The organism is Nonomuraea sp. NPDC004354, from assembly GCF_053602555.1.
Map to the genome: position 1 here is coordinate 100,772 of NZ_JBSGDV010000017.1, position 24,419 is coordinate 125,190.

30 protein-coding genes and 1 tRNA gene are annotated in these 24,419 nt (G+C 70.3%); 14 read left to right on the forward strand and 17 right to left on the reverse strand.

Going from position 1 to position 24,419, the window contains the following annotated elements; genetic code table 11:
• Nucleotides 1-9: 9 nt before the first annotated feature.
• Nucleotides 10-255 carry a hypothetical protein gene (locus tag ACWENQ_RS34985; RefSeq protein ID WP_452418035.1) on the reverse strand — a complete coding sequence of 82 codons (246 nt, stop codon included), beginning with the start codon at nt 253-255 and terminating at the stop codon, nt 10-12.
• A gap of 430 nt (nt 256-685) precedes the next feature.
• Here ACWENQ_RS34985 and ACWENQ_RS34990 point away from each other — a divergent pair, with 430 nt between their 5' ends.
• Complete coding sequence (locus ACWENQ_RS34990; RefSeq protein WP_449914382.1) at nt 686-1,462, forward strand: class I SAM-dependent methyltransferase; 777 nt, start codon at nt 686-688, stop codon at nt 1,460-1,462.
• Between the two features lie 116 nt (nt 1,463-1,578).
• On the opposite strand, the gene ACWENQ_RS34995 is transcribed toward ACWENQ_RS34990, so the two are convergent.
• The 4 genes from ACWENQ_RS34995 to ACWENQ_RS35010 all read right to left on the reverse strand — a co-directional run bounded on the left by ACWENQ_RS34995 (nt 1,579) and on the right by ACWENQ_RS35010 (nt 4,498).
• A tRNA-Thr gene (locus ACWENQ_RS34995) sits at nt 1,579-1,651 on the reverse strand.
• Nucleotides 1,652-1,671: 20 nt separating this feature from the next.
• On the reverse strand, nt 1,672-2,634 hold the full coding sequence (gene rlmB / locus ACWENQ_RS35000) for a 23S rRNA (guanosine(2251)-2'-O)-methyltransferase RlmB (RefSeq protein WP_449914384.1): 963 nt from the start codon (nt 2,632-2,634) through the stop codon (nt 1,672-1,674).
• 12 nt (nt 2,635-2,646) lie between these two features.
• A complete protein-coding gene (gene cysS / locus ACWENQ_RS35005) occupies nt 2,647-4,038 on the reverse strand; it encodes a cysteine--tRNA ligase (RefSeq protein ID WP_354914011.1) in 1,392 nt (463 codons plus the stop codon).
• Between the two features lie 82 nt (nt 4,039-4,120).
• Entirely contained in the window at nt 4,121-4,498 is a 378-nt protein-coding gene (locus tag ACWENQ_RS35010; protein ID WP_449914387.1) for a PPOX class F420-dependent oxidoreductase, read from the reverse strand.
• Between the two features lie 32 nt (nt 4,499-4,530).
• Between ACWENQ_RS35010 and ACWENQ_RS35015 the strand changes: the two genes are divergently transcribed.
• Nucleotides 4,531-6,309, forward strand: a complete 1,779-nt coding sequence (locus ACWENQ_RS35015; RefSeq protein WP_452418037.1) for a hypothetical protein — start codon at nt 4,531-4,533, stop codon at nt 6,307-6,309.
• Nucleotides 6,310-6,578: 269 nt separating this feature from the next.
• Nucleotides 6,579-7,709: a fumarylacetoacetate hydrolase family protein gene (locus ACWENQ_RS35020; protein WP_354914016.1), complete on the forward strand. Its 1,131-nt coding sequence runs from the start codon at nt 6,579-6,581 to the stop codon at nt 7,707-7,709.
• Here the strand turns inward: ACWENQ_RS35020 and ACWENQ_RS35025 are convergent.
• The 4 genes from ACWENQ_RS35025 to ACWENQ_RS35040 all read right to left on the reverse strand — a co-directional run bounded on the left by ACWENQ_RS35025 (nt 7,706) and on the right by ACWENQ_RS35040 (nt 9,486).
• The gene (locus ACWENQ_RS35025) at nt 7,706-7,975 is read right to left on the reverse strand and encodes a GlsB/YeaQ/YmgE family stress response membrane protein (protein WP_354914018.1); all 270 of its coding nucleotides are present in this window, start codon (nt 7,973-7,975) and stop codon (nt 7,706-7,708) included. The two genes, ACWENQ_RS35020 and ACWENQ_RS35025, sit on opposite strands and share 4 nt — an antisense overlap.
• Before the next feature lie 93 nt (nt 7,976-8,068).
• Nucleotides 8,069-8,338, reverse strand: a complete 270-nt coding sequence (locus ACWENQ_RS35030) for a GlsB/YeaQ/YmgE family stress response membrane protein (protein WP_354914020.1) — start codon at nt 8,336-8,338, stop codon at nt 8,069-8,071.
• A 171-nt stretch (nt 8,339-8,509) separates the two neighbouring features.
• Entirely contained in the window at nt 8,510-8,986 is a 477-nt protein-coding gene (gene ispF, locus ACWENQ_RS35035) for a 2-C-methyl-D-erythritol 2,4-cyclodiphosphate synthase (RefSeq protein ID WP_452418038.1), read from the reverse strand.
• A gap of 17 nt (nt 8,987-9,003) precedes the next feature.
• On the reverse strand, nt 9,004-9,486 hold the full coding sequence (locus ACWENQ_RS35040; RefSeq protein ID WP_181615762.1) for a CarD family transcriptional regulator: 483 nt from the start codon (nt 9,484-9,486) through the stop codon (nt 9,004-9,006).
• Nucleotides 9,487-9,726: 240 nt separating this feature from the next.
• Here ACWENQ_RS35040 and ACWENQ_RS35045 point away from each other — a divergent pair, with 240 nt between their 5' ends.
• Nucleotides 9,727-10,305, forward strand: coding sequence for a copper chaperone PCu(A)C (locus tag ACWENQ_RS35045; protein WP_452418040.1), 579 nt, complete (start codon nt 9,727-9,729; stop codon nt 10,303-10,305).
• Between the two features lie 784 nt (nt 10,306-11,089).
• Here ACWENQ_RS35045 and ACWENQ_RS35050 read toward each other — a convergent pair.
• Both ACWENQ_RS35050 and ACWENQ_RS35055 read right to left on the reverse strand, forming a co-directional pair.
• Entirely contained in the window at nt 11,090-11,782 is a 693-nt protein-coding gene (locus ACWENQ_RS35050; RefSeq protein ID WP_354914026.1) for a response regulator transcription factor, read from the reverse strand.
• 66 nt (nt 11,783-11,848) lie between these two features.
• Nucleotides 11,849-13,021, reverse strand: a complete 1,173-nt coding sequence (locus ACWENQ_RS35055; protein ID WP_449916154.1) for a sensor histidine kinase — start codon at nt 13,019-13,021, stop codon at nt 11,849-11,851.
• 157 nt (nt 13,022-13,178) lie between these two features.
• Between ACWENQ_RS35055 and phoU the strand changes: the two genes are divergently transcribed.
• Nucleotides 13,179-13,823, forward strand: coding sequence for a phosphate signaling complex protein PhoU (phoU, locus tag ACWENQ_RS35060; protein WP_452418042.1), 645 nt, complete (start codon nt 13,179-13,181; stop codon nt 13,821-13,823).
• Between the two features lie 131 nt (nt 13,824-13,954).
• Here phoU and ACWENQ_RS35065 read toward each other — a convergent pair whose 3' ends face one another.
• The 5 genes from ACWENQ_RS35065 to mshA all read right to left on the reverse strand — a co-directional run bounded on the left by ACWENQ_RS35065 (nt 13,955) and on the right by mshA (nt 18,292).
• Nucleotides 13,955-14,746 carry an N-acyl homoserine lactonase family protein gene (locus tag ACWENQ_RS35065; protein WP_452418043.1) on the reverse strand — a complete coding sequence of 264 codons (792 nt, stop codon included), beginning with the start codon at nt 14,744-14,746 and terminating at the stop codon, nt 13,955-13,957.
• Nucleotides 14,747-14,820: 74 nt separating this feature from the next.
• The gene (locus tag ACWENQ_RS35070; protein WP_449914408.1) at nt 14,821-15,564 is read right to left on the reverse strand and encodes a phosphoglyceromutase; all 744 of its coding nucleotides are present in this window, start codon (nt 15,562-15,564) and stop codon (nt 14,821-14,823) included.
• A gap of 10 nt (nt 15,565-15,574) precedes the next feature.
• Nucleotides 15,575-16,354 carry an SAM-dependent methyltransferase gene (locus ACWENQ_RS35075; RefSeq protein WP_449914411.1) on the reverse strand — a complete coding sequence of 260 codons (780 nt, stop codon included), beginning with the start codon at nt 16,352-16,354 and terminating at the stop codon, nt 15,575-15,577.
• Nucleotides 16,355-16,544: 190 nt separating this feature from the next.
• Nucleotides 16,545-17,054 (reverse strand): type III secretion system chaperone family protein, encoded by a 510-nt coding sequence (locus tag ACWENQ_RS35080; RefSeq protein WP_354914038.1) that lies wholly within the window; start codon nt 17,052-17,054, stop codon nt 16,545-16,547.
• Nucleotides 17,051-18,292, reverse strand: coding sequence for a D-inositol-3-phosphate glycosyltransferase (gene mshA, locus ACWENQ_RS35085; protein WP_449914413.1), 1,242 nt, complete (start codon nt 18,290-18,292; stop codon nt 17,051-17,053). The genes ACWENQ_RS35080 and mshA overlap by 4 nt, the downstream gene beginning before the upstream one ends.
• Nucleotides 18,293-18,414: 122 nt before the next feature.
• Here mshA and ACWENQ_RS35090 point away from each other — a divergent pair, with 122 nt between their 5' ends.
• From ACWENQ_RS35090 to ACWENQ_RS35130, 9 genes are all read left to right on the forward strand, one after another.
• The gene (locus ACWENQ_RS35090) at nt 18,415-19,161 is read left to right on the forward strand and encodes an SDR family NAD(P)-dependent oxidoreductase (RefSeq protein WP_452418045.1); all 747 of its coding nucleotides are present in this window, start codon (nt 18,415-18,417) and stop codon (nt 19,159-19,161) included.
• A 46-nt stretch (nt 19,162-19,207) separates the two neighbouring features.
• On the forward strand, nt 19,208-20,002 hold the full coding sequence (locus tag ACWENQ_RS35095) for a class I SAM-dependent methyltransferase (RefSeq protein WP_449914417.1): 795 nt from the start codon (nt 19,208-19,210) through the stop codon (nt 20,000-20,002).
• 10 nt (nt 20,003-20,012) lie between these two features.
• Nucleotides 20,013-20,543: an N-acetyltransferase family protein gene (locus ACWENQ_RS35100; protein ID WP_452418047.1), complete on the forward strand. Its 531-nt coding sequence runs from the start codon at nt 20,013-20,015 to the stop codon at nt 20,541-20,543.
• Nucleotides 20,544-20,604: 61 nt separating this feature from the next.
• Nucleotides 20,605-20,961: a BlaI/MecI/CopY family transcriptional regulator gene (locus tag ACWENQ_RS35105; RefSeq protein WP_354914046.1), complete on the forward strand. Its 357-nt coding sequence runs from the start codon at nt 20,605-20,607 to the stop codon at nt 20,959-20,961.
• Nucleotides 20,958-21,863, forward strand: coding sequence for a M56 family metallopeptidase (locus tag ACWENQ_RS35110; RefSeq protein WP_452418049.1), 906 nt, complete (start codon nt 20,958-20,960; stop codon nt 21,861-21,863). Before ACWENQ_RS35105 ends, ACWENQ_RS35110 begins: the two co-directional genes overlap by 4 nt.
• Before the next feature lie 73 nt (nt 21,864-21,936).
• Nucleotides 21,937-22,443, forward strand: coding sequence for a helix-turn-helix domain-containing protein (locus ACWENQ_RS35115; protein WP_354914049.1), 507 nt, complete (start codon nt 21,937-21,939; stop codon nt 22,441-22,443).
• 3 nt (nt 22,444-22,446) lie between these two features.
• The gene (locus ACWENQ_RS35120) at nt 22,447-22,863 is read left to right on the forward strand and encodes a hypothetical protein (RefSeq protein ID WP_354914051.1); all 417 of its coding nucleotides are present in this window, start codon (nt 22,447-22,449) and stop codon (nt 22,861-22,863) included.
• 173 nt (nt 22,864-23,036) lie between these two features.
• Nucleotides 23,037-23,372, forward strand: a complete 336-nt coding sequence (locus tag ACWENQ_RS35125) for a DUF2516 family protein (RefSeq protein WP_452418051.1) — start codon at nt 23,037-23,039, stop codon at nt 23,370-23,372.
• Between the two features lie 46 nt (nt 23,373-23,418).
• A complete protein-coding gene (locus ACWENQ_RS35130; protein ID WP_452418053.1) occupies nt 23,419-23,874 on the forward strand; it encodes a MarR family winged helix-turn-helix transcriptional regulator in 456 nt (151 codons plus the stop codon).
• Here ACWENQ_RS35130 and ACWENQ_RS35135 read toward each other — a convergent pair.
• Complete coding sequence (locus ACWENQ_RS35135) at nt 23,840-24,400, reverse strand: SGNH/GDSL hydrolase family protein (RefSeq protein ID WP_452418129.1); 561 nt, start codon at nt 24,398-24,400, stop codon at nt 23,840-23,842. The two genes, ACWENQ_RS35130 and ACWENQ_RS35135, sit on opposite strands and share 35 nt — an antisense overlap.
• Nucleotides 24,401-24,419 lie beyond the last annotated feature (19 nt).

Below are 24,419 nucleotides of genomic sequence, written 5' to 3' on the forward strand. Positions count from 1 at the left end.
ACTGAACTCCTACATTCTCGGCCGTCGGTGCGGCGTTGACGCCAGCCTTTGACGCGGTAATTTCGGATATGTTCGCAGTGCCGCCAGTTCGCTGGGTGCGAGGCAGATGATCGCCTGAGTAGCCTCCAGGTCCGGCATGTCCTCCAGCGGGCCATTCCGCAGCGCGGTCACCCGTTCGACGTCCAACACCTGCCGCACCGACGGCGTCCCCAGAAAGCCTTGCTGCGCAGAGAGCAGAAAGTCGCTCGGCTTCATGGCGTCAGACTACGACGCCACCCGACATGTCCAAGGCGTTTTCCGTCACATCTCGTGGAGTGACATCGTCACGGTGTTGGCGATCACGGCCTGGGGGTCAAAGCGCGTGGGCGGTGCTGGTCGCGACCGGCCGAAGAGCCGCAGCGCGGCCAGCGACCGCCCGACGCGCGGACCACCGCAGGCGGGCCGTCTTGATGACGTGTAGATGAAGTTGCTTTCAGGCATACGTGTTGATCTTGCCCAGATATAAGCGCTCCAGAATACGGCCTGAGGAAACGCGCGAAAAGGACACCTTCCGGAAGGCCCTTTTCTATTGCCCAGCACTGAACGAAGTGCTCGGAGACTTGATCACGGGCGATCGGTAGCCCAGTCTGGATCTCCTGCGGCCAACCACACCGCTGGCGGTCCAGCACGTCTATGGGGTGATCGCGTGACCAATGGTGGACTGTTTGCGGGGACAGGTGCGTTCTATGCACGGTTCCGTCCTGGCTATCCGAAGGTGTTCTTCGACGACGTGATCCGGCGTTTTGGCCTCGACGGTTCTGGACGCCTCCTGGACCTGGGCTGCGGCACTGGCCAGCTCACCATCCCGCTGGCGGGGCATGTCACCGAAGCGGTCGGCATGGATCCCGAGCCCGACATGCTCACCGAGGCCGCCCAACATGCCGCCGCCGACAAGGTCGGCAACGTCACGTGGGTTCGCGGGGGCTCAGCAGACCTGTCAGGCCAGCTCGGACGGTTCCGGCTGGTGACCATGGGGCGCTCGTTCCACTGGATGGAGCGCGAACAGGTGCTGAGGACGCTGGCCGACATGGTGGAGGACCGGGGCGGTCTGGTGATTGCCGATGACGGATGCCTGGCGCGCTCCACCACGCCATGGCAGCACATCATCGAAGAGGTGCAGCACCAGTTCATAGGCCCGATCCCCCATGCTGGTGCCGCGATGCCAGCTGACCCACATGAGGTGGTCCTGACCCGCTCGCCGTTCCAAGACGTCATGCCCGTGGTTCACGAATTCAGCCGGACATGGACGGTGGACCGAATCATCGGCTACCTGTACTCGACGTCATTGCCTCTGCGGAGGCTACTCGGCGCTCGGCAGCCCGCCTTCGAGCGAGAGATCACCGACGCGTTGCTGACAGCTGAACCAAGCGGACAATTCGTCGAACCGGTGGCACTCCACGTCCTGATCGCTCGCATTCCATGATCACCTGAAACCCGGACGACTCCTGCTAGCAAAGCTGTTAGCAAGATCTCAAAATTGTCCTGACAAACAGAAAGCCCCTGAACAGATCTTCCCTGTTCAGGGGCCTTCCAGCGCAGAGCCGACGAGGGGAATCGAACCCCTGACCTTCTGTTTACAAGACAGATGCTCTGCCGATTGAGCTACGTCGGCGCGGCCTCACAGTCTAGACGCTACCGCCTCCGATGACGAGCGACCTCATACAACGTCACCCCCGCAGCCACACCCGCGTTCAGCGACTCCGCCCCCGCGTGCATCGGGATCCTGGCGACCACGTCGCACTGCTCGCGCACCAGCCGGGACAGTCCCTTGCCTTCGGAGCCGACGACCACCACCAGCGGCTCCTCGAACAGGGACACCTCGTCGATGTCGACCTTGCCCGCCCCGTCCAGGCCGACCACGAACAGTCCGGCCTCACGGTACTCGCGCAGCGCCGCCGTCAGGTTGGCGGCGCGGGCGACGCGGAGGGTGGCCAGGGTGCCGGCGGAGGTCTTCCAGGCGCCTCCGGTGACCCCGGCGGCCCGGCGGGAGGGGATCAGCAGCCCGTGGGCGCCGAACGCGGTCGCCGAACGGGCGATGGCGCCCAGGTTCCGGGGGTCGGTCACGCCGTCGAGGGCGACGATGAGCGGGATCTCGGCGGCGTCGTGCGCCAGCTCGACCAGCTCGTCGGGGTGCGCGTAGTCGTAGGCGGGGATCTGCAGGGCGATGCCCTGGTGGACGGCGCCCTCGGTGAGGCGGTCGAGCTTGTCGCGGGTGACCTCGAGGAGCGCGATGCCCTTGTCCGCGGCGATCTTGATGGCTTCGCGGACACGGTCGTCGTTGTCGATGCGCTGGGCGACGTAGAGCGCGTTGGCGGGCACTCCCGCCTGCAGCGCCTCGAGGACGGGGTTGCGCCCGCCGATGTACTCGGGCGCGTCCTCCGGCTTCTTCGGGCGTCCGGCGGGACGGGAGGCGCCGCCGCCGCGCTCCTCGCGGGAGATGCGCTCGGCGCGCGCCTTGTCCTTGTACCAGTGCCTCATCTGCGCAGGCGGGGTCGCGCCCTTGCCTTCGAGCGCACGGCGTACCTTGCCACCCGTGCCCTTGGCCGGGCCCTTCTTCTTGGAGGGCCTGCCTGACGCTCTTCCACCTGCTGCCATGCCACAAGGGTACTAGCGGGACAACTCCCATCGGGCCCCATGCGGAGTGTCCTCGACGGTGATGCCCGCCGCGGCCAGGCCGTCCCTGATGGCGTCGGCGGCCGCGTAGTCCTTGCGGGCGCGGGCCGCCTGCCGCTGTTCGAGCGCGACCTTGACCAGCGAGTCGACGACGCCGGTGAGGTCGGAGCCCGCCGTACGCCACTGGGGTGAGCGCGGGTCGAGGCCCAGTACGTCGAGCATGTTCTGGGTCTCGGCCAGCAGCCGGGCGACGGCTTCCTTGTCGCCGCGCGCGAGCGCGACGTTGCCCTCGCGGACCACCTCGTGCACCACGGCGAGCGCCTGCGGCGTGCCCAGGTCGTCGTCGAGCGCGTCGGCGAACGCCTCGGGCAGCGGCGCGTCGGCGTCGACGTCGTGGATGACCTCGGCCGCGCGCGTGACGAACCCCTCGATGCGCTGGTAGGCGGCGGCCGCTTCGAGCAGCGCCTCCTCGGAGTACTCGATGGAGGAGCGGTAGTGCGGCGCCGCCAGGTAGTAGCGCAGCTCGACGGCACGTATCCGGGTCAGCAGGTCGGGGATCAGCAGGGAGTTGCCGAGCGACTTGCTCATCTTCTCCGCGCCGATCTTGAGCATGCCGTTGTGCATCCAGTAGCGGGCGAAGCCGTCGCCCGCCGCCTGGGACTGGGCGATCTCGTTCTCGTGGTGCGGGAAGATCAGGTCGAGCCCGCCGCCGTGGATGTCGAACGTCGAGCCGAGGTACTTGGTGGCCATGGCCGAGCACTCCAGGTGCCAGCCGGGACGGCCGGGGCCCCACGGCGTCGGCCAGGTCGGCTCGCCGGGCTTCTCGCCCTTCCACAGCGCGAAGTCGCGCGGGTCGCGCTTGCACGTCTCGTCGTCGGTGTCGCCCGCGGCGCGCATGTTCTCGAGCTTCTGGTTGGACAGCTTGCCGTACTCGGAGGCGTAGGACTGGACGTTGAAGTAGACGTCGCCACCCGAGGCGTAGGCGTGACCGCGCTCGATCAGCCGCTGCATGAGCGTGATCATCTCGGGCACGTGACCCGTGGCGCGCGGCTCGACGGTCGGCGGGAGGCAGCCGAGCGTGTCGTAGGCCCAGGTGAAGGCCCGCTGGTTGCGCTCGGCGATCACGAACCAGGGCACGCCCTCCTCCCCCGCCACCCGGATGATCTTGTCATCGATGTCGGTGACGTTGCGGCAGAAGGTCACGTCGTAGCCGGAGCGGGTCATCCAGCGCCTGAGCACGTCGAAGTTGACGCCGGAGCGGATGTGCCCGATGTGCGGCGGCGCCTGCACGGTGGCCCCACACAGGTAAATCGACGCCCGGCCGGCTTCGACCGGAACGAATTCACGGATGGCGCGCGTGCTGGTGTCGTATAGGTGCAGGCTCACGAAGGAAAGGGTACGGACTGCGAGGGCCTTTGGCTAAGCGATCCCATGCATGGCGCCCAATCCGTGTCAATATGTGGGTGCCTCAACCCCTCAGGATGACCTTGCGGGGGTGGATGCGGACGATCAGCCGCTCGTTGCCGGGCGGCTCCTCCCACGACGTGCCCGTGTACTTCAGCGACAGCTCCTCGATCAGCCGGCCCTCGGGGTCGTCCTCCATGGTGACCGTGCCGCGCACCTCGGCGTACCGGTAGGGGTTCTCCGGGTCGATCACCAGGATGCTGGCGCGCGGGTCGCGCTCGAAGTTGCGCGGCTTGCGCCGGCCCTTCACCGTGGAGACGAGGATGTCGTCCCCGTCGGTCCGCACCCACACCACCGTCGACTGCGGCCCGCCGTCCGGATTGATGCTCGTCAGAGTCGCGTGGTTGGCGCCGTCGAACAGCTTCCTCGCCTCTTCGTTCATGAACACCATTGTTCTGTAGGCTCGAGATCGCCATGGACGTGACTCCCCCCTCCGCGCTGCGCCGCATCGGCATCGCACTCGCGGGGCTCGCCGTCGCGGGCCTCACCGCCACCGCCTGCGTGCTGTCCTTCGACGAACTGCGTGCCCTCGCGGCGTTCGGCAGGGCCCGCGCGGATCTCGCCTACCTCTACCCCGCCGCCTTCGACGCCCTGCTGGCGGTGGCGCTGATCAGCGTGCTGCTGCTGCGTTCGGGACGGCTGCTGGTGCGCGCGCAGGCCGCCCTCGTGCTCGTGCTCATGATCGCCGCCGCCGCGACGGTGAACGTGTTGGTCACCACCAACGGCCTGGCCCGGCTGCCGGTCGAGTCGGTCGCGGTGGGGGTGGCGGTCGCGCCGTGGGTGATGCTGGCGGTCGCGCTCTGGCTCTGGCTGGTGTTGATCAAGCACGTGCAGGCCCGTCGCGAGCCCGCCGGCGTGCCCGACGGTACGGCGGAGCGCGACATCGTGCCGTTCCGCGCGCCCCGTGAGGCGCCTCCGCTGGTCGGTACGGCCGAGCCGGAACCGGAGTCGACGCCCGTCGTCGGGCCCACGCCCGCGCCGGAGACGCCGCCCATGCCGCCGATCCCGGTGTCGGAGCGCGTCACCCGATGGCCGGCGGAGCCGACCCGTACGGCGGCGGAGCCAAGCCGTACGGCGGAGCCGCGTGCCGTACCGAAGCCGAGGACGGAACCCGACCCCACGGCCGAGGCCGCGCTTCCCGGCGCGCCCGCCGACGAGCTGCCGCCGACCACGCCTCCCGCCCGGCCCCACCCCGCGCCCGCGAAGACGATGCCCCTGCCCGCACCGACCGAACCTGCCACGGAACGGGCGGAGCGGCCCGCTGACCCCGAGGAGCGCACCCCGACTCCGCGGGAGCCCCTCACACGGCCCCAGCACGCCACAGGACCGACAGAGCCCCGCACGGCACCCCAGGACACCGCAGGACCGGCATCCACCGCCGCCCAGGACACCGCAGGACCGATCGAGGCTCCCGCAGCGTCTGAGGAGGGCACCGCAGGACCGGTAGAGGCTCCCACAGCGCCTCAGGACAACACAGGACACGCGGAGGCCCTCACAGCCGCCCAGAACACCTCAGAGTCAGCGGAGACCTCTCCAGCGTCTCAGGACACCGCAGGGCCCGCGGAGACGCCCATGCCGTCCCCTCACGCCGCGGAACCGGTGGAAAGACCTCTGGGCCGTCAGCGCCCTGCGGCACCGGCTGGGACGGGCACGGAGCGCGAGGAGCGCGGCGCAGGACGGCCGGCCAGCCATGAGCGGCACGAGCACGCGGCGGAGGCCGCCGTGGAGCCCGTGCGCACCGCGGCAGCCGACCACGACGGGCATGACGGGCACGGCGGGCACGACGGGCACGACGGGCACGACGGCGATGTGACCGCGTCCTCCGTGGGCGGGCCCGTGGACGCCGGGGAGCGGCCGGCCGAGAAGCCGGCGCGTCCCCTCCGGTGGGGTGACCTGGGCCGGGCCGAGCCGACCGACGTGCTGGTCCACCCCCGCCCCGACAGCACGCGTGACGCCGACACCCAGCCCGTCAGGATCGTCGCCGAGCACCCCGCACGCCCGCGCGCCGCCCGCGACGCGAGCTCGGGCTCGGGCTCGGGCTCCGGCTCGGCCGCGGGCCCGGACCCAGGCCACGGCCCCGAGGCGGCCGACGAGAGCGAGCCCGTATTAGGCCCCGCCGAGCCACCGCAGGCCCCTCACACCGACGCGCCCTCGGGACGCCTGCGCAGCACCCCGCTCCCGCCCGAGGAGTAGGAAACCCCGTGGGGTAGAAGGCCCCGTGGGGTAGGAGACCCCGAGGGATAGAAGGCCCCGAGGGGTAGGAGACCCTGTGGGGTAGGAGGCCCCGAGGTCCAGCCACGCCCCAGGACTCAGCGCCCGGGAACGACGCCCCGAAAGGGCGCCCGAGGAGCAACGCCCCAGGACGGGCGCACCGGGAACCGGGTGCGCATCCAGACGAAAGCTTGACCGGACAAGGGTGGCGACCTGACCCGAAAGCGGGCACGAAGGCTCCCGTGGCGATCATGTCGTGGGTACCAGTCCCTGAGGGCAGTGACTTTCCCCTCCACAACCTGCCCTATGGCGTCTTCTCGCGCGAGGGCGAGTTGCCGCGCGTCGGCGTGGCCATCGGTGATCAGGTTCTCGATCTGCACCAGCTCACGGTCACGGGTGCCATGCCCGATGCCTACTGGTTCGCCGCGAGCAAGCTGAACACCTTCATGGGTGCCGGCCCGCGCGCCTGGTTCCACGTGCGCGAACGGGTGACCGAGCTGCTCAGCGACGCGTCGTACACCGATGTGGTGCTGCCCTGCCTGCGGCGCCAGTCGGAGGTGACGATGCACCTGCCGTTCAACGTGTCCGATCTGGTGCTGTTCCAGACCTCGATCGAGAACGCGACGAACCTCGGCAGGATGTTCCAGCCGCCGGGCCGTGATCCGCTGCCGCCGGCGTGGCGCAGGATGCCGTTCGGCCAGTACGGCAGGGCGTCGTCCGTGTCCGTCTCGGGCACGCGGGTGGTGCGCCCGTCCGGGCAGCGCAAGGACGGCTACCTGAAGCCCGCCGAACGCCTCGACCTGTCGGCCGAGCTCGGCTACGTGATGGGGGTGCCGTCGGCTCCGCCGTACCCGCTGACGACGAGGGACTTCCCGCATCACGTGTTCGGCATGGTGCTGATGAACGTCTGGCGGGCGCTCGACCTGGTCACCATGGAGTCGCGCGCGCTGGGCCCCTTCCTGGGCCAGTCGTTCGCGGTGACGGTCTCGCCGTGGGTGGTGCCGCTGGCGGCGCTGAACGCCGCGCGGGTGGAGCAGCCGAAGCCGGAGTGCGAGCTGTCGCCGTACCTGAGGTCGTACGAGCCGGCGGGCCTGCGCATCACGCTGGGCGTGCGCATCAACGGCAACCTGGTCTCGGAGCCGGACTACACCCGGCAGTACTGGACGGGGCCGCAGCTGCTCGCGCACAGCACGATCGCCGGCGCGCCGCTGCGCACCGGCGATCTGCTCGCCACCGGGCCCGTCGGGGGCAATGGGACGTTGCTGGAGATGACCGGGAACGGGCCGTTCCTTGCGGACGGGGACACCGTCCTGCTGACCGCTCGCACGTCCCACGGTGTGGGGTTCGGCGAGGCGCGGGGTTCGGTGTTCCCGGCCGTCTAGACGCTCGTGCCGCGCCGCAGTCCCGCGACGATTCCTACGCCGACGATCGCGAGGACCACCTGCATGACGAGTTCTATCCAGTCGATGCCGGGGGTCGTCGCGACGCCGAGAACCTGCGCCAGGGCCGTGCCGATGAGAGCCGCCACGATTCCGACCACGATGGTCAGGATCCAGCCGATGGGCTGCCTTCCGGGAAGCAGAAGGCGCCCGATCGCGCCGACGACGGCACCGATGACGATGGCACCGAGGATGGATGCGATTGTCATGAGAACCTCCCCGTGGGGTGAGATTTTCACCGCCCACGGGAAGACGATTACCCGCCTACACGACGATAATCGCGACGATGCCGAAGTCGCAGGTCAATGCGTGCCTCGCGTCGCCTGGGCCCGCGCCACGACGAGGACGCCGACGACGGCGAACAGGATCTGGATGATGTGCTGCCACCAGTTGATGCCAGGGGTCCTGCTGAGCCCGAGGAAGTAGGCGACGAGAGTGCCGAGCAGCGCGGCCACGACGCCGACGATCCACGTCATGGTCAGCGACATGTGCTGCTTGCCGGGAACGATGAGCCTGGCGATCGCGCCGACGACGATACCGAAGACGATCGCGGAAATGATCGAGCCGATCATGTCAAGTCCCCCCGTTGTGATGCATCTCCGGACGGGGACGTACCCGGCATCTTCCCAGGTTACGCATGCAGGGATGGCGGTCCGTACCGCGCCAGTGACGGACCGCCATCCCCGGTGGCTCGGCGGGTTCGACACCACCCGCCGGGATCACCCCTCGCTCAGATAGACGCTCTAGGCGCCCTGAGGGTTGACGTCCGCGACGACGAGCGCGGTGGCGATGGCGGCGATCCCCTCGCCGCGGCCGGTCAGCCCCAGCCCGTCGGTGGTGGTGGCGCTGACGCTCACGGGCGCACCCACGGCGGCGCCCAGCACCTTCTCGGCCTCGGTACGGCGGGGCGCCAGCTTGGGCCGGTTGCCGATCACCTGGATGGCGACGTTGCCGATGGTGAAGCCCGCTTCGCGCACGACTCTCGCGGCCTCCTCGAGCAGCGCGACGCCGGCCGCGCCCGACCAGCGCGGGTCGGCGGTGCCGAAGAGCCCGCCCAGGTCGCCGAGACCCGCCGCGGACAGCAGGGCGTCGCAGGCCGCGTGGGCGGCGGCGTCGCCGTCGGAATGGCCTTCGAGCCCCGTCTCGCCGGGCCAGTGCAGGCCGGCCAGGTTGAGCTCACGCCCAGATGCGAACGGGTGGACGTCGACTCCGACGCCCACCCGTGGGAGGTTCGTGTTCAGGAGTTGAGAACCTCGTCGAGCAGGGCCTCAGCCTTGTCCTCGTTGGTCTTCTCCGCGAGCGCCAGCTCGCTCACCAGGATCTGGCGAGCCTTGGCCAGCATCCGCTTCTCGCCTGCCGACAGGCCGCGCTCGCGGTCACGCCGCCACAGGTCCCGAACGACTTCGGCGACCTTGTTGACGTCACCCGACGCGAGCTTCTCAAGATTTGCCTTGTAACGCCGCGACCAGTTGGTCGGCTCCTCGGTGTGAGGCATGCGCAGAACGTCGAAAACGCGCTCAAGGCCCTCCTGGCCGACGACATCGCGCACACCGACGAGTTCCGCGTTCTCCGCAGGCACCTGGACGGTAAGGTCGCCCTTGTCGACCTTGAGCACCAGGTAGGTCTTTTCCACACCCTTGATGGTCCGGGTCGTGATTTCTTCGATCCGAGCAGCCCCATGGTGGGGGTAGACGACAGTGTCGCCGACCTGGAAAGTCATGTGACAAGTACCCCTTCCGCTGTACTCCAGGGTACCACGCGTCCACAGCCTCCCGGAACAGTGAAATCCCCATAACTGCAGGTCAAAGCCGCATATTAGGACTTGACAACCGTTCAACTCTGTGAATCGCAGAACTGACATAGCGAATGACCTGCGGGGGTGCGGATATGACCATGAACCCGGATCGATATGGTGGGCCTGCCCCAACTCGCACACGCGCGCCATAAGGAGAACCCGCTCGTGACCAGCCGTCGCTGGATTATCGCCGCCGCTGCGTTCCTTGCCGCACCGGTACTGGCCGGCTGTGCCGCCGGATTCGACGCCAACACCAACCAGCCGTACGCGCCCAACGAGGCCGCGGCCCTCATCCAGGACGGCTCCTACGGCGCCCGCGGCATCAAGATCCCCCAGGCCTTCGTCCTCGGCCCCGACTCGGGCGCCAAGCTGGCCCAGGGCGGCTCCGCGCCGATCTACCTGCACGTCGTCAACACCAACGGCCAGGCCGACTCGCTGGTGAGCGTCGCCGCCGAGGTCGGCACGGTGAAGCTGGCCGCGCCGATCACGCTGCCCAGCAACGAGGGCGTCAACACCGGCAAGCCCTCTCCCCAGCTGATGATCGAGGGCCTCAGCAAGCCGCTCAGCGGCGGCGAGAGCGTGCGGCTGGCGCTGCAGTTCGCCAACGCGGGCTCGGTGTCGGTGAACGTGCCCGTGATCACGCGCAGCCGCGAGTTCGCGCAGTACCCGAGCGCGCCGGGCGCCACCCCCGCCCCGCCCACCCCGACGCCGACCGCCTCGCACACCGCCGAATCCGGCCACTGACCGCCCGCACCGGCACCACCCGCTGAGGGCCGCACCGGATCCGCCCGCCAGGGGCCGGGCCGCACGCTCGGGGCAGGCCGTACCGGAGCCGCCCGCCGGCGTCCGCGCCGGCCCGCACCCGAGCCGTCCGGTACGGCAAGCCGGTCTGGCGCCCCCGTCCGCGCCGGGCGCCGTCCGTCACGGGCGCGCGCCCAGCAGGACTCCGGTCCCCGCCGTCCCGCCCCGGGCACCCTCAGTAAGCCGTAACGGACGAGGAGGGACCCGGGAAGGCTCTGACGGACGCGGAGGAACCCTGGAAAGGGGACCCGGGAAGCGGCCCGCGGAGGGACCCGGGAAAGGGACCCGGGAAACGCCCTGACGGACACGGAGGGACCCGGGAAGACCCAAGCGGACGCGGAGGGACACGGCAGGAAGGGACCCGGGAAGGCCGGGCCGGCAGCACCCACGGGGAGATCCAGAAGCCCTGAGACGCCCCCACACCCCGCGAGACAGCCCCGGACCCCACGAGGACGGTCTCGACGCCGCGAGGACGGTCTCGATCCCATGGGGCGGCCCCAGACCGTACGAGACGGCCCTCGGGGCACCACAAAGCGGCTCAGAACCCCGCGGCACGGCCGTAGCCGCACCGGCCCGCCGAAGCGGCCCCGCACGACGGCTCGGCCGGCCCGGTGAGGCCGTGGATCGAGACGGCCCGCGAGCTCCCGCCCAGGAGCCGACGCCGTGCGAAACGGCAGAAACCCCGCCGCCCAACCGGGCGAGCGGGGTTTCGCGCGTATGAGGGGCCTCAGTCGTCGACGGGGTCGAACTTGTAGCCGAGCCCGCGCACCGTCAGGATGCACTTCGGGTTGGAGGGATCGGACTCGACCTTGGCGCGCAGGCGCTTGATGTGGACGTCGAGCGTCTTGGTGTCGCCCACGTAGTCGGCGCCCCACACCCTGTCGATCAGCTGGCCGCGGGTCAGCACCCGGCCGGCGTTGCGCAGCAGTACCTCGAGCAGCTCGAACTCCTTCAGCGGCAGCTGCACCTGCTCGCCACGGACGGCCACGATGTGCCGGTCCACGTCCATCCGCACCGGGCCGGCGGCCAGCACCGCCGACTCCAGCTCCTCCACCGTGTCGCCCTGCCGTCGCAGCACCGCGCGGATGCGGGCGACCAGCTCGCGGGAGGAGAAGGGCTTGGTGACGTAGTCGTCGGCGCCCAGCTCCAGGCCGACGACCTTGTCGATCTCGCTGTCCTTGGCGGTCAGCATGATGACGGGCACCTTGGAGCGCTGGCGCAGCGAGCGGCAGACCTCGGTGCCCGGGAGGCCGGGCAGCATGAGGTCGAGCAGCACCAGGTCGGCGCCGTTGCGGTCGAAGGTGTCGAGGGCCTCGGGCCCCGTCGCCGCGACCGACACCTCGAAGCCCTCCTTGCGGAGCATGTACGACAGGGCGTCGGAGAACGACTCCTCGTCCTCCACGACGAGCACCCGGGTCACGATCCCTCCTTCATCGGGCTCGTGACCCGAGTCGTGCGATGTCTGTTGTTGACGGCTGCGCGACGCTCAGCCATTGGCGGCCTCCAGAGGGCGTTGTACGGGTACGGCGGAGCCGCCGAACGCGGGCAGGCGCATCGTGAACGTGGAGCCGGAACCCTCCTTGCTCCACACGCTCACCTCCCCGGCGTGCGCCACGGCGACGTGCTTGACGATGGCGAGGCCGAGGCCTGTTCCGCCGGTCGCGCGTGACCGGGCGGCGTCGACTCTGAAGAACCTCTCGAAGATGCGCTCCAGCGACTCCTCGGGGATGCCGATCCCCTGGTCGCTGACGCTGATCTCCACGCAGTCGCCCGCGGGGCGGGCGCTGACGACGACCCTGGTGTGCTCGGGGCTGTAGGCGATCGCGTTGGAGATCAGGTTGCGCAGCGCGGTGACGAGCAGTTCGTCGTCGCCCCAGATGCGCAGCCCCTCGGTGCCGCCCGCCACCAGGGTGATGTCCTTGGCGATGGCCTTGGTGTTGCAGTGGTCGATGGCGTCGTGGACGGCGTCGTCGATCGACACCTGGCCGGGCGTCGGGATGGGCTCGGCGCCCTGGATCCTGGACAGCGTGATGAGGTCCTGGACCAGGTAGGTGAGCCTGGCCGCCTCGTGCTGCATGCGCCCGGCGAAGCGGGTCACCGCCTCGGGGTCGTCGGCGGCGTCCTGGATCGTCTCCGCCAGCAGGCTGAGCGCGCCGACGGGGGTCTTGAGCTCGTGGCTGACGTTGGCGACGAAGTCACGGCGGACCGCCTCGACCCTGCGCCGCTCGGTCTGGTCCTCGGCGAGCACGAGCACCTGCCCGTGGGAGCCGAGGGGCGCCACGCGCACCGCGAAGTTGGTCACTTCCTGGCCGAACTTGTGTCCGGCGACGTCGATCTCGCTCTCGCGGATCTCGCCGTCGCGCCGTACCTGCCGGGCCAGGGCGAGGAGCTCGGCCGCCATCAGCCGATCACCCTTGACTAAACCGAAGGCCCTCGCGGCCGAGCTGGCGCGCAGGACGCGGTCGTGTGCGTCCAGCACCACGGCCGAGGAGGGAAGTACGGCCAGCACCGAGGCCACGCCCTGTGGCAGGGCACCGGAGTCCGCGTCGTCAGAGGAGTCGCGGCCGCTCCTGCCCGCAACCTCGATCTGGTTGCGGTAGAACAGCACGGCGACGGCCCCGACGACGAAGCCGGCCAAAGCCGCGAAGCTCATGGCCATCTCACCCATGCGCATCCTTTCCTGCAGTCCTCCATTTCCGATGGTAGGTGCGCTTTTCCGGGTTACAGACCCCTCACCAGGGGATGAACGCCGCCTTTCCCGGAAAGTTCATCTCGCGGTCGGGGTTCGTTCATCGCGGCCCACGTACGGTAACGGCATGCGTGACGCTTACCACGAAGATCTTGATTCGCTCACCGACAAGCTGGTGGAGATGACCAGGCTTGTCCGTTCGGCCATCTCGCGCGCCACCACCGCGCTCCTGGACGCCGACCTGCCGCTCGCGGAAAGCGTCATCTCGCAGGACGAGGAGATCGACCGGATCTTCGCCGACGTCGAGGAGTCCATCTACGACCTGATGGCCCGCCAGCAGCCGGTCGCCGTCGACCTGCGCATGATCATCACCGCGCTGCGCATGGGCACCGACCTCGAGCGCATGGGCGACCTGGCCGAGCACGTCGCCAAGGTCGCCAGGCTGCGTCACCCCGAGTCGGCGATCCCGCCGGAGATCCGCTCCACGATCCTGCAGATGGGCCAGATCGCCGAGAACCTCGTCACGAAGGCCGGCTCCTGCGTGGCCTCGCGCGACGTGGAGGCGGCCAAGGAACTGGAGCACGACGACGACGCCATGGACCGCCTGCACCGCAGGCTGTTCAAGGAGATCCTGCACAAGGACTGGAAGTACGGCGTGGAACCGGCGATCGACATCACGCTGATCGGCCGCTACTACGAGCGTTACGCCGACCACGCGGTGCGGGTGGCCCGCGACGTGATCTACCTGGTGACGGGATCGCGCACCGCGTGAGCTGACCTCCCGACGGGCGGACGGCCTCGCCGCGGCCCGCGCGGGCGCCGGTGACGAGGCCGGCCCCGCGCAGGGCCCCGACGTGCTCGGGGCCGGGCCGTCCCCCGCGGTGTGCTCACGCCCCAGGTGTCTCAGTCCCAGGTGTCGCCGTCGTGCGGGAGGGCGGCGTAGTCGGCCGGATCGTGGGAGAGGAAGACCCGCACGCCTGCCCGCGCGAGCGCCCGCACGCGCTGGTAGGTCAGCAGCTTCTGCTCTACGTTCCAGTCGCTGAGCTGTGGCACGTCCTGGTCGAGCGCCTCTTTCAGGTGCGCCGCATCGCCCATGAAGCCGACCCTGCCCTGGTTGGCCAGGTCGAGGACCATCGCCTGGTGGCCGGGGGTGTGGCCGGCCGTGCGCACCAGCCGTACCGTGCCGTCGAGGAAGAGGTCGACGTCGCCGCGCAGCTCGAGGTAGTCGTAGTCGCGGCAGTGCAGGTAGTCGTTGACCGCGTACCCCCTGGCGGTCCAGCGGTCGGGCCACCAGGCGTGGCGCAGTTCGTCGTGCTGGACCACGTGCACGGCGTGCGGGAAGTAGCTCATCCCGCCGGCGTGGTCGAGGTGCAGGTGGGAGTAGAGGACGTGGGTCACGTCCGCCGGGCGGTGGCCGAGGCGCCGCAGTTGCGCGTCGACGGCGTCGTCGCGGGTGAAGCCCTCGGCGCCGTACTTCGCCCGCAGGCCGGGCCCCCAGTACGTCTCGGCGGCCTCGGGATCGGCCACGTGGTGGTTGATGCCGGTGTCGAACAGGATCAGCCCGTGCGTGGAGTGCTCGACGACGACCACGGTCGACGGCACGGTGATGGTGCCGCTCGCGCCGTACATGAGGCCTTCCTTCGGCATCGTGAAGGGGCCGGCGTTCACGGTCGTCAGGCGCAGTTTCGGTGCCATGAAGTGCCTCCCCGGGCAGCGCGGTTTCCGGCGGGTCGCCCGCCGGTCGGGCCCGCGCTGCCGGGCCGGCCCGCTCAGCGACCCTGGTTGGCCACGGCCTCGATCGCGGCCTTCGCCGCCTCGGGGTCGAGGTACTCGCCGCCGGGAACCAGCGGCCGGTAGTCGGCGTCGAGCTCGTAACGCAGCGGGATGCCCGTCGGGATGTTCAGGCCGGCGATCTTCTCGTCGGAGATGCCGTCGAGGTGCTTGACCAGCGCGCGCAGCGAGTTGCCGTGGGCGAAGACGATCACCGTGCGCCCGGCCGCGAGGTCGGGCACGATCGAGTCGTACCAGTACGGCAGCATGCGGTCGACGACGTCCTTCAGGCACTCCGTCGCCGGCATCAGCTCGGGGGGCAGCGCCGCGTAGCGGGGGTCGCCCTGCTGGGAGTACTCGTCGTCGGCGGCGATGGGCGGCGGCGGCACGTCGTAGGAGCGGCGCCAGAGCATGAACTGCTCGTCGCCGAACTCCTCGCGCGTCTGCGCCTTGTTCTTGCCCTGCAGCGCGCCGTAGTGGCGCTCGTTGAGCCGCCACGAGCGGATGACGGGCAGCCATGCCAGGTCGGCGGCCTCGAGTGCGAGGTTGGCGGTGCGGATCGCGCGGTTGAGCACGCTGGTGTGCACCACGTCGGGCCTGATGCCCGCCTCGACCAGCAGTTCGCCGCCCCTGCGGGCCTCCTCCTCACCCTTGGGTGACAGCGGGGCGTCCACCCAGCCGGTGAACAGTCCCTTGACGTTCCATTCGCTCTCACCGTGTCGCACAAGCACCAAAGTCGCCATGCGGACAAGCCTATCGAGCGGGCTTGCGTGCCACACCACACAGGAAATAGGGGCCCACGTCCTTGAAGGGAACGAGGTCGGGGTGGTCGGGGCGCCATTCGGGCAGGTTGACCACGCCTGGCTCGACCAGGTCGAGCCCGTCGAACAGCGCGGCGACCTCCGTCGAGTGCCGTGCGGTGAACTGGGCGGAGGCGCCCTGGTAGACCCGTTCGACCTCCGGGGCCGCTTCCGGCCGCAGATCGTGGCAGACGTGCGAGATCGCCAGGTAGCCGCCGGGCACGAGGGCGTCGGTCAGGGTGGCGACGATGGGGGCGGGGTCGTCCTTGACGAAATGGACGATCGCCAGCAGCAGCACCGCGACCGGCCGGGAGAAGTCCAGGTGGGTGGCGGCGTCGGCGAGGACGGCGGCGGGCGCCCGCAGGTCGCCCCGCACGATCCTGACCTGCGGGGTGTCCTCCAGGAGGGCGCGGGCGTGCACGAGCACCTGGGGATCGTTGTCGACGTAGACGACCCTGGCGCCGGGGCCGGCGATCTCGTGGACGTTGCTCTGCGTCGGCAGGCCGGTGCCGATGTCGAGGAACTGGGTGATCCCCTGCTCCCGCAGGAATCGGACGGCGCGGCCGAGAAAGGCGCGGTTCTCCCGGGCTCCGACGGGAATGTGCGGCACGATCTCCAGCACCTTCTCCGCGGCCGCGCGGTCGGCGGCGAAATTGTCCTTGCCGCCGAGAAAATAGTCGTACATTCGCGCGACATTCGGAATATTCGGATCAAAGCTCACAGGCTCGGCCACAAATCTTGATCGTACGATATTCAAGCATCATGATCACCCCTGGCGCGTGCCTCGCCCCACGCTTCTCCACGACGAACCTTGTGGGCCTGCTGGTCGCTCGGCCGGTGTTCGAGCTGGGCGCTACGGGCCGCGATGCCGTTCGTGGTCTCGGGCGTGCCTGGACCGCGCGTGGCCGCCTTCGGCCTGGCGATCAGGACGCGGGTGGTGCCGAACTCGCGGGCGACCGCTCAGGATCGGCGAAACGAGCGAACGCCCGCAGGTTGGCCAGCGACTCGCCGCGCTTGGCCCGCCACTCCCACTCACGCCTGATCGAGGAGGCGAAGCCGAGCTCCAGCGCGCGGTCGAACCACTCGTCGGCGTAGGTGAGCACGCAGCCGAGCACCGTGTCGATCTCCTCGTCGCCGACCGCGGACAGCGGGATCCTGCCGACGAGGTAGACGTCGCCGACGGGGTCGACGGCGAAGTGCACGCCGTACATGGCGCCGTTCCTGCCGAGCAGCCACTTGTAGAACTCGGCGTGGTTCTCGTCGGGCCGGCGGCAGAAGAACGCCTCCACATGGAGGGCGTGGTCGCCGACGATCAGCCAGGTCATCGTGGCCAGCTTGTGCTGTCCGGGCAGCTTCACCAGGAAGGCGCCCTCGCGCGGCTCCTCGAAGGAGACCTCGGCGGCCCTGAGCGCGGCTTCGACCACATCCCTCATACGGCAAGCCTAGACATCGCGTGCAGATGCGACACCGCGCCGCCGTAGACGTCCATGAGCCGCGCGGCCGTGGCCGACCAGCCGAAGGCGTTGGCGTGGTCCCTGGCTCCCCGCGACAACTCGTCGCGCCAGCGCGGCTCGGTGACGAACCTGCGCAGGACACCGGCCCAGTCGCCGGGGTCGTGGCCGTCGACGAGCACCCCCGACACCCCGTCGCGGACGGCGGTGCGCAGCCCGCCCACCGACGCGGCCGCCACGGGCGTGCCGCACGCCTGCGACTCCAGCGCGACCAGCCCGAACGACTCGCTGTAGGAGGGCACGACCGTCACGTCGGCCGCGCGGTACCAGTCGGCCAGCTCCTGCTGGGGCGCGGGCGGGACCAGCCGGACGACGTCGGAGATGCCCAGCTCGGCGGCCATCTCGGTGAGAAGCGACGGGCGCGCCAGGCCGTTGCCTGAAGGTCCGCCGACGGCGGCGACGACGAGCCTGCCGCGCAGCGACGGGTCCTCGATCAGCATCCTGGCCGCGGCGCGCAGCAGCACGTCGGGGGCCTTGAGCGGCTGGATCCGGCCGACGAACAGCAGCACCCGGGCATCCTGCGGCAGGCCGAGGCGGTGGCGCGCGGCGCCCTGGGAGGCGGGCTGGAAGACGGTCAGGTTGACGCCGGGGTTGACGACGGCGACGTGGTCGGACAGCGCGCCGTACAGGTCGATGAGCTCGCCCGCCTCGGCCTCGGTGTTGGCGACCAGGCGGTCGGCGACCTGCACGACCTGCTCCTCGCCCAGCACCCTGGCCTGCGGCTCGGGCTTGTCGTCCTCGGCCAGGAGCAGGTTCTTCACCTTGGCCATGGTGTGCATGGTGTGCACGAGTGGCACGCCCCACCGCTCCTTGGCCAGCCAGCCGACCTGGCCCGACAGCCAGTAGTGGGAGTGGATGAGGTCGTAGTGGCCGGGATCGTACATCGCCTCGGTGCGCAGCACGCCGGAGAGGAACGCGCACAGCTGGCCGGGCAGCTCGGCCCGGTCGAGCTCCTCGTAGGGACCCGCGGTGATGTGCCTGACGAGGACGCCTGGAGCCAGCTCGGCCACCGGCGGCAGATCACGCGCCGTCTGCCTGGTGAAGATCTCCACCTCGACGCCGAGCTGAGCGAGTCGCTTGGCCGTCTCGACGATGTAGACGTTCATCCCGCCGGCGTCGCCGGTGCCCGGCTGGTCCAGGGGGGACGTGTGCATGCTCACCGTCGCGACTCTGTTGACGCGTCGCCTCAACAGATATCACCTCCAGAGCGCATACAACGGGCGGAAACCTTCCGACATTCCCGCCGCGCGTCCGGCTTTCGCCGTGCTGGCAGGATGAGCCCATGACGAAGACGGCAGTGGTGACCGGTGCGAGCAGCGGCATCGGGGAGGCGACCGCGCGGCGGCTGGCCGCCGAGGGGTACGAGGTCGTGGCCGGCGCCCGGCGCCGGGACCGGCTCGACAAGCTGGCCGCGGAGGTCGGCGGCATCACGCCCGTGACGCTCGACGTCACCTCCCAGGAGTCGGTCGACGCGCTCGCGGCGACGCTGGAGCGGTGCGACGTGCTGGTCAACAACGCGGGCGGCGCGCTCGGCATGGAGACGGTGGCCGAGGGCCTGGTCGAGGACTGGCAGCGGATGTACGACACGAACGTGCTCGGGTCGCTGCGCGTGACGAAGGCGCTGCTGCCGAAGCTGATCGACTCCGGCGACGGCGTGCTGGTGATGCTGACCTCGACCGCGGGCCTGGTCTCCTACGAGGGCGGCGGCGGGTACGCCGCGGCCAAGCACGCCCAGACCGCCATGGTGGAGACGCTGCGGCTGGAGCTCGTCGCCCAGCCGGTCAGGGTGGTGGAGATCGCGCCGGGCATGGTGCGCAGCGAGGGCTTCGCGGTGACCCGCTTCCGCGGCGACGCCGAGGCTGCCGCGAAGGTCTACGAAGGCGTCGCCAACCCGCTGACCGCCGACGACGTGGCCGACGCCATCGCCTGGAGCGTCACCAGGCCGCCGCACTTCAACGTCGACAGGATGGTGATCCGCCCCCGCGCCCAGGCCGCCCAGCACAAGGTCCACCGGGTCCTCGACCGGTGAGAGGCGTGTCCCGGGGACCGGGAGGCGCGCGCGTGGTGGCGGTTCGGTGAGACCGGTCGGCAACGTCACCAGGGGGACGACGGGCGTCAACCGGCTCCGTCGCGCCGACAGGTGGCTGGCCGCCGTCCACGGCCGCCTGCTGCGCGGCGCCGACCGCCCCCTGGTCGTCGACCTGGGGTACGGCGCGTCGCACACCACGACGCTCGAGCTGTTCACCCGCCTGCGGCGGGTCTCCCCCACGGTGGAGGTCATCGGCCTCGAGATAGAGCCCGCCCGCGTGGCGCTGGCCAAGCCCTACGAGCGCGAAGGGCTGTCCTTCGCGCTGGGCGGCTTCGAGCTCCCTGTCCCCCGCCCGCCCACGGTGATCAGGGCCTTCAACGTGCTCAGGCAGTACGGCGAGGCGGAGGCCTGGCGCTACTGGGACGTCCTGACGTCGCGGCTGGCACCGGGCGGGATCCTCGTGGAGGGGACGTGCTCGGAGGTCGGGCACCGGGCGGTGTGGGTGTGCCTGTCGGCGGAGGGGCCGCGGACGCTGACCCTGTCGGCCCGGTTCAACGCCTTCGCCACCCCCTCGGACCTGGCCGACCGGCTGCCGAAGACCCTCATCCACCGCAACGTTCCCGGCCAGCCCGTTCACGCGTTCCTCCGCGACTTCGACAGGGCTTGGGCGATCGCCGCGCCGTACGGGGCGAACGGGCTGCGCCAGCGGTGGCTGAAGGCGGTCGAGCTCCTCGCGGACGGCTGGCCGGTCTGTCGCACGCCGCCGCTGGGCGGAACGGCGCGGTGGCGACTGGGTGAACTGTCGATCCCGTGGTCGGCGGTGAATCCGGTCGGCCGATAACCTTCCCCTCATGCCGCGTTTCGTGATTTCTCCGAAAATTTCGCCCGAGTTGTTCGACGACCTTCTCGAGTGCTGGGTCGACGTCACCAACGCGGGCGGCGCGGTCGGCTGGGTGCCGCCGGTGACGGCCGACGACATCAGGCCCACCGCCACCACGACGTTCGCCGCGTGCGCGGAGGGCGGCCCCGACACGCTGGTGGCCGGCTTCGACGACGACGGGCGGGTGGCCTGCTGGGCGGTCCTGGTCTCCACGGGCCACTCGCTGATGACGCACTGGCGCACCGTGATGCGGGTGATGGTGCATCCCAAGCACCAGGGCAAGGGCTACGGCGGCGAGCTCATGCGCGCCGTGGCCGAGGCGGGCACGCGGCTGGGCCTGGAGTCGCTCCGGCTGACCGCCAGGGGCGGGCTCGGCCTCGAGCACTTCTACGCCAGGCACGGCTACCGCGAGGTCGGCCGGGTGCCGCGCGCGATCAGGGTGGCCGACGGCGACGAGCGCGACGAGATCTACATGGTGACGTTCCTGCCGGAGAACGCGTGACGTCCCTCTCATCCTCGGGCCGGATCCCAGCTCGACAGCGTGTAGTACTACGCTGGTGAGTGTGAAGGGTCTTGGCGAGCTCGAACGCAGCATCATGGACATCCTCTGGGCGCAGAACGCCCCGCTGACCGCCCGCGAGGTGGGCAGGCTCATAGAGGATCGCGACCTGGCCCCCACCACCGTCATGACCGTGCTCGACCGGCTCACCCGCAAGGGGTTCCTCGAGCGGACGCGCGACGGCCGGGCATGGAGATACGAACCAGCCGAAACCCGTGACAGCTACGTCGCCGAGCTTATGCTGGAGGCGTTGGACATGACGGGCGACCGCTCGGCCGCCCTCACCAGGTTCGCCCAGGCCGTCTCGGGGTCCGAGGCGGAGATCCTGCGCAAGGCCCTCACGGAGCTGGAGGAAGAGTGATCACGGCGGCGGCGTTGGCAGCGCTCGCCGCGGCGTGCGCGATCGGCGCCTGGCGCTTCACCGCCGCCCGCTGGACCTCCCGCGCTCCCCGCCTCGCCATCGCCCTGTGGCAGTCGCTCGGCGTCGCCTGGGGTCTGGCCAGCACCGGGGCGCTGCTCGCCTTCGCCGTCATGCCGTACGACAGGGGTGTGATCCAGGGGCTGCTCGCCTTCGCCGCCGGTGAGCGGCCCGGCGTGCCGTGGGACCCGTTCCACGCGCTCGCCATGGTCGCGGGGCTGACCATGCTGGCCGTCCTGGTCGCCGTGCTGCTCGCAGCCGGCGTGCAGACGCTGCGCGCCAGGCGCCGCCACCGCACGCTGCTCGCGCTGATCGCCCGCGAGGAGCCGCGCATCCCTGGGGTGCGCATCCTCGACCATCCCGGCGCCGCCGCCTACTGCGTACCGGGCCTGCGCTCGCACGTCGTGGTCAGCTCGGGCACGCTCGAACTGCTGTCGGAGGACGAGCTGACCGCGGTGCTCGCCCACGAGTCGGCCCACGTCCGCGAGCGCCACGACCTGGTGCTGCTGCCGTTCGGGGCGCTGCGCAGGGCGCTGCCGTTCTCGAAGGTCGTGCGCGACGCGCAGGCCCAGGTGGAACTGCTGGTCGAGATGGCCGCCGACGACCGGGCCCGCCGCTACTGCTCGCCTCGCCGCCTGGCCACCGCCCTGCTCCGTTTCGGTACGGCAGGCGCCATCCCGGCGCCCCACGGCATGCTCGGCGCCGCCCATTCCCAGGTGATGACCAGGGTCGACCGGCTGATCAAGCCGGCTCCCGACCTGCCGCGCTCCGGGCGTTTCGGGCTGATCGCCCTGAGTGTGACGTTGGCCACCTCCGCCCCCTTCCTGTGGGCGTTGCCCTTCTAACCTCGCCGTTTCCTGCTTGCAGGTGTTAGCCGCTTCGTTTGCAATTGCAAGCACATCGGGGCAGACTGACGGTATGGCACTACCCAACGTCGGCTCGATCGGTGAGTACATCCGCGAGCAACGGCAGCAGGCGAAGATCTCGCTGCGCCAGCTCGCGGCGGCGGCAGGGGTCTCCAACCCCTACCTCAGCCAGATCGAGCGGGGCCTGCGCAAGCCGAGCGCCGAGATCCTGAACCAGATCGCCAAGGGGCTGCACATCTCGTCGCAGGCGCTCTACGTGCAGGCGGGGCTGATCGAGGACCGCGAGCCCCCGAGCGACGTGATCACCGCGATCAGGGCCGACAACCTCATCACCGAGCGGCAACGCCAGGTGCTGATCGACATCTACGAGTCGTTCCGCAAGGAGAACCGCGCCGGGGACGAGCAGACCTCCCAGAATGCTCGCCCCCAGCACGATTCCGCGACGGACGACGAGCAGCCGCTGCCAGAGGAATTCCTCGCCGCGCTCGCTCCATACGCGGCGGATTCATCCAGCTCCTCGAACAACGGCACCGTCACCCAGGAAACCAAGGAAGGTTAACCCATGACGCTCGCCACCGAGGTCAAGAAGCTCACCGACTCCAAGCCGTTCTACGCGGTCGCGGGTGCCGGCGACTACGCCGTCGAGAAGCTCCGCGAGCTGCCCGAGCGGCTGCAGAAGCTGGAGTCGCGCCGCTCCGACTTCACCAAGGACCTGCCGGAGCGGGCGCGCGAGGCCCGGCTCAAGGCCGAGGATTTCGCCCGCGAGTTCCCCGAGAAGGCCCGCGACTACGCCGACCAGCTGAGCGCCAGGGCCACCGAGGTCTACGAGGAGTTCGCCACGCGCGGCCGCAAGGTCGTCAGCAAGGTGAGCGGTGAGGCCGCGCTGGAGCTCGAGGAGGTCTCCGAGGCCGCCGAGCCGCCGGTCGCCACGCCGGTCAAGAAGACCACCCGCGCCCCCAAGGCCGCCCCGAAGGCCTGACCCCGCGTGTTCAGGACCCCCGCCCGTCCCCGGGCGGGGGTCCTCGCGTTCCCTGGGCCGGTCAGCATTCCCCGGACGTCCGGGCGCCTTGGGCGGCTTGCCGTACTGGAAACAGGTTTCAGGGTGAATGGACTAGGGTGGTTGGCGACATCGCGGCATTGGGCGGAGTGGACATGATCACCTTTGGCCTTGACCTCATCTTCGCGATTCTCGCGATCATCGCGTTCGGCATGTCGGTGTGGGCGCTCGTCCACGCGCTCCGCACCCCGACCAACGCCTTCATCGCGGCGGGCAAGCTCCAGAAGAAGTGGTGGCTGCTGATCCTCGGCCTCGGCACGCTGTTCTCCTTCGCCACGGCCTGGGGCTACTTCGGCGCCAGCGGGCTGGCCAGGCTCAACATCTTCGCGATCGCTTCGGTGATCGCCGCCGGCGTCTACCTCGCCGACGTCAAGCCCGCCGTCCAGGGCATGGGCAAGGGCGGCGGCAACGGCCCCTACGGTCCCTGGTAGAGCGGCGGGCGCCCGGCTCCCGGTCCACCGCTTCCACGAAGGTCGCATGTCCAGAGAACTGATCGGTGCCGAGATGCAGGCCTTCCAGTCCGCCGTCGACGACTTCGACGCGGCCGCCGCCCGCGCCCTGGGCGTCAACAGGACCGACATCCGCTGCCTGGAGATCCTGCTGCGGCACGGCGAGATCACCCCCGGCATCCTCGGCCCCGCGCTCGGGCTGACGACCGGCAGCGTCACCGCCATGCTCGACCGGCTGGAGAAGCTCGGCTACCTGACCCGCTCCCCCGATCCCGGCGACCGCCGCAGGGTGGTCGTCCGGCCCACCGAGAAGGTCGCGGCCATGGCCGAGGAGCTCTACGGCCCCTTCGCCGTCGAGGGCGAGACGATCCTGTCCCGGTACACCGACGAGCAGCTGGAGACGATCGCCCGCTTCCTGCGGGAGTCGCGCGAGCTCTACCAGCGGCACGTCACGAGGGCACGGGAGTGGCCCGCAGGGCGTTGACCAGCCACTGCGCCAGCCTGTCGTGCCCTTCGAGCGTGGGGTGCACGCCGTCGGGCAGCAGCACCTCGGCCCGGTCGCCGGAGATCCAGCGCTGCCGGAGCGGGTCGAGGAAGGTCACCTGTTCGTGGCCCGCCACGTCGGCGAGGGCGTCGCGGACGAGGTAGGCCTTGTGCGGGGCGCGGTCGATCCAGATGGGGCCGATCATGACGATCCTGGTGCGGGGCCAGACGGCCTTGACGGACCCCACGAGCCTGGCGGCGGCCCGCCGTACCGAGGAGGCGGCCCATCGGTGGTCGTTGTGGCCGCCCGAGATGATCAGCACGTCGGGGGCGGGCCGCCAGGCCAGCTCCGCCGTGAACGACTGCGCGAAGCTGCGGCCCACCCGGCCAGGATTGACGAAGCCGGTGCCGCCGGCGCCCGCGACCACCGGCTGCCAGCCCAGCCGCCGCGCCGCCTCGGTGGCGTAGGTCTCCCATGGGTGCACGGGCCCGGATCCGACGGTGAAGCTGTCGCCGACGACCATCATCACGGGTGTCGTCTCCTGC

What these genes read in the sequence shown, in the direction of transcription:
- ACWENQ_RS34985 (WP_452418035.1), bottom strand. Translation starts at nt 255, where the DNA reads ATGAAGCCGAGCGACTTTCTGCTCTCTGCGCAGCAAGGCTTTCTGGGG.
- rlmB (WP_449914384.1), bottom strand. Translation starts at nt 2,634, where the DNA reads ATGGCAGCAGGTGGAAGAGCGTCAGGCAGGCCCTCCAAGAAGAAGGGC.
- ACWENQ_RS35010 (WP_449914387.1), bottom strand. Translation starts at nt 4,498, where the DNA reads ATGAACGAAGAGGCGAGGAAGCTGTTCGACGGCGCCAACCACGCGACT.
- ACWENQ_RS35015 (WP_452418037.1), top strand. Translation starts at nt 4,531, where the DNA reads ATGGACGTGACTCCCCCCTCCGCGCTGCGCCGCATCGGCATCGCACTC.
- ACWENQ_RS35020 (WP_354914016.1), top strand. Translation starts at nt 6,579, where the DNA reads ATGTCGTGGGTACCAGTCCCTGAGGGCAGTGACTTTCCCCTCCACAAC.
- ACWENQ_RS35025 (WP_354914018.1), bottom strand. Translation starts at nt 7,975, where the DNA reads ATGACAATCGCATCCATCCTCGGTGCCATCGTCATCGGTGCCGTCGTC.
- ACWENQ_RS35030 (WP_354914020.1), bottom strand. Translation starts at nt 8,338, where the DNA reads ATGATCGGCTCGATCATTTCCGCGATCGTCTTCGGTATCGTCGTCGGC.
- ACWENQ_RS35040 (WP_181615762.1), bottom strand. Translation starts at nt 9,486, where the DNA reads ATGACTTTCCAGGTCGGCGACACTGTCGTCTACCCCCACCATGGGGCT.
- ACWENQ_RS35055 (WP_449916154.1), bottom strand. Translation starts at nt 13,021, where the DNA reads ATGGCCATGAGCTTCGCGGCTTTGGCCGGCTTCGTCGTCGGGGCCGTC.
- phoU (WP_452418042.1), top strand. Translation starts at nt 13,179, where the DNA reads ATGCGTGACGCTTACCACGAAGATCTTGATTCGCTCACCGACAAGCTG.
- ACWENQ_RS35065 (WP_452418043.1), bottom strand. Translation starts at nt 14,746, where the DNA reads ATGGCACCGAAACTGCGCCTGACGACCGTGAACGCCGGCCCCTTCACG.
- ACWENQ_RS35070 (WP_449914408.1), bottom strand. Translation starts at nt 15,564, where the DNA reads ATGGCGACTTTGGTGCTTGTGCGACACGGTGAGAGCGAATGGAACGTC.
- ACWENQ_RS35080 (WP_354914038.1), bottom strand. Translation starts at nt 17,054, where the DNA reads ATGAGGGATGTGGTCGAAGCCGCGCTCAGGGCCGCCGAGGTCTCCTTC.
- ACWENQ_RS35090 (WP_452418045.1), top strand. Translation starts at nt 18,415, where the DNA reads ATGACGAAGACGGCAGTGGTGACCGGTGCGAGCAGCGGCATCGGGGAG.
- ACWENQ_RS35100 (WP_452418047.1), top strand. Translation starts at nt 20,013, where the DNA reads ATGCCGCGTTTCGTGATTTCTCCGAAAATTTCGCCCGAGTTGTTCGAC.
- ACWENQ_RS35115 (WP_354914049.1), top strand. Translation starts at nt 21,937, where the DNA reads ATGGCACTACCCAACGTCGGCTCGATCGGTGAGTACATCCGCGAGCAA.
- ACWENQ_RS35120 (WP_354914051.1), top strand. Translation starts at nt 22,447, where the DNA reads ATGACGCTCGCCACCGAGGTCAAGAAGCTCACCGACTCCAAGCCGTTC.
- ACWENQ_RS35125 (WP_452418051.1), top strand. Translation starts at nt 23,037, where the DNA reads ATGATCACCTTTGGCCTTGACCTCATCTTCGCGATTCTCGCGATCATC.
- ACWENQ_RS35130 (WP_452418053.1), top strand. Translation starts at nt 23,419, where the DNA reads ATGTCCAGAGAACTGATCGGTGCCGAGATGCAGGCCTTCCAGTCCGCC.
- ACWENQ_RS35135 (WP_452418129.1), bottom strand. Translation starts at nt 24,400, where the DNA reads ATGATGGTCGTCGGCGACAGCTTCACCGTCGGATCCGGGCCCGTGCAC.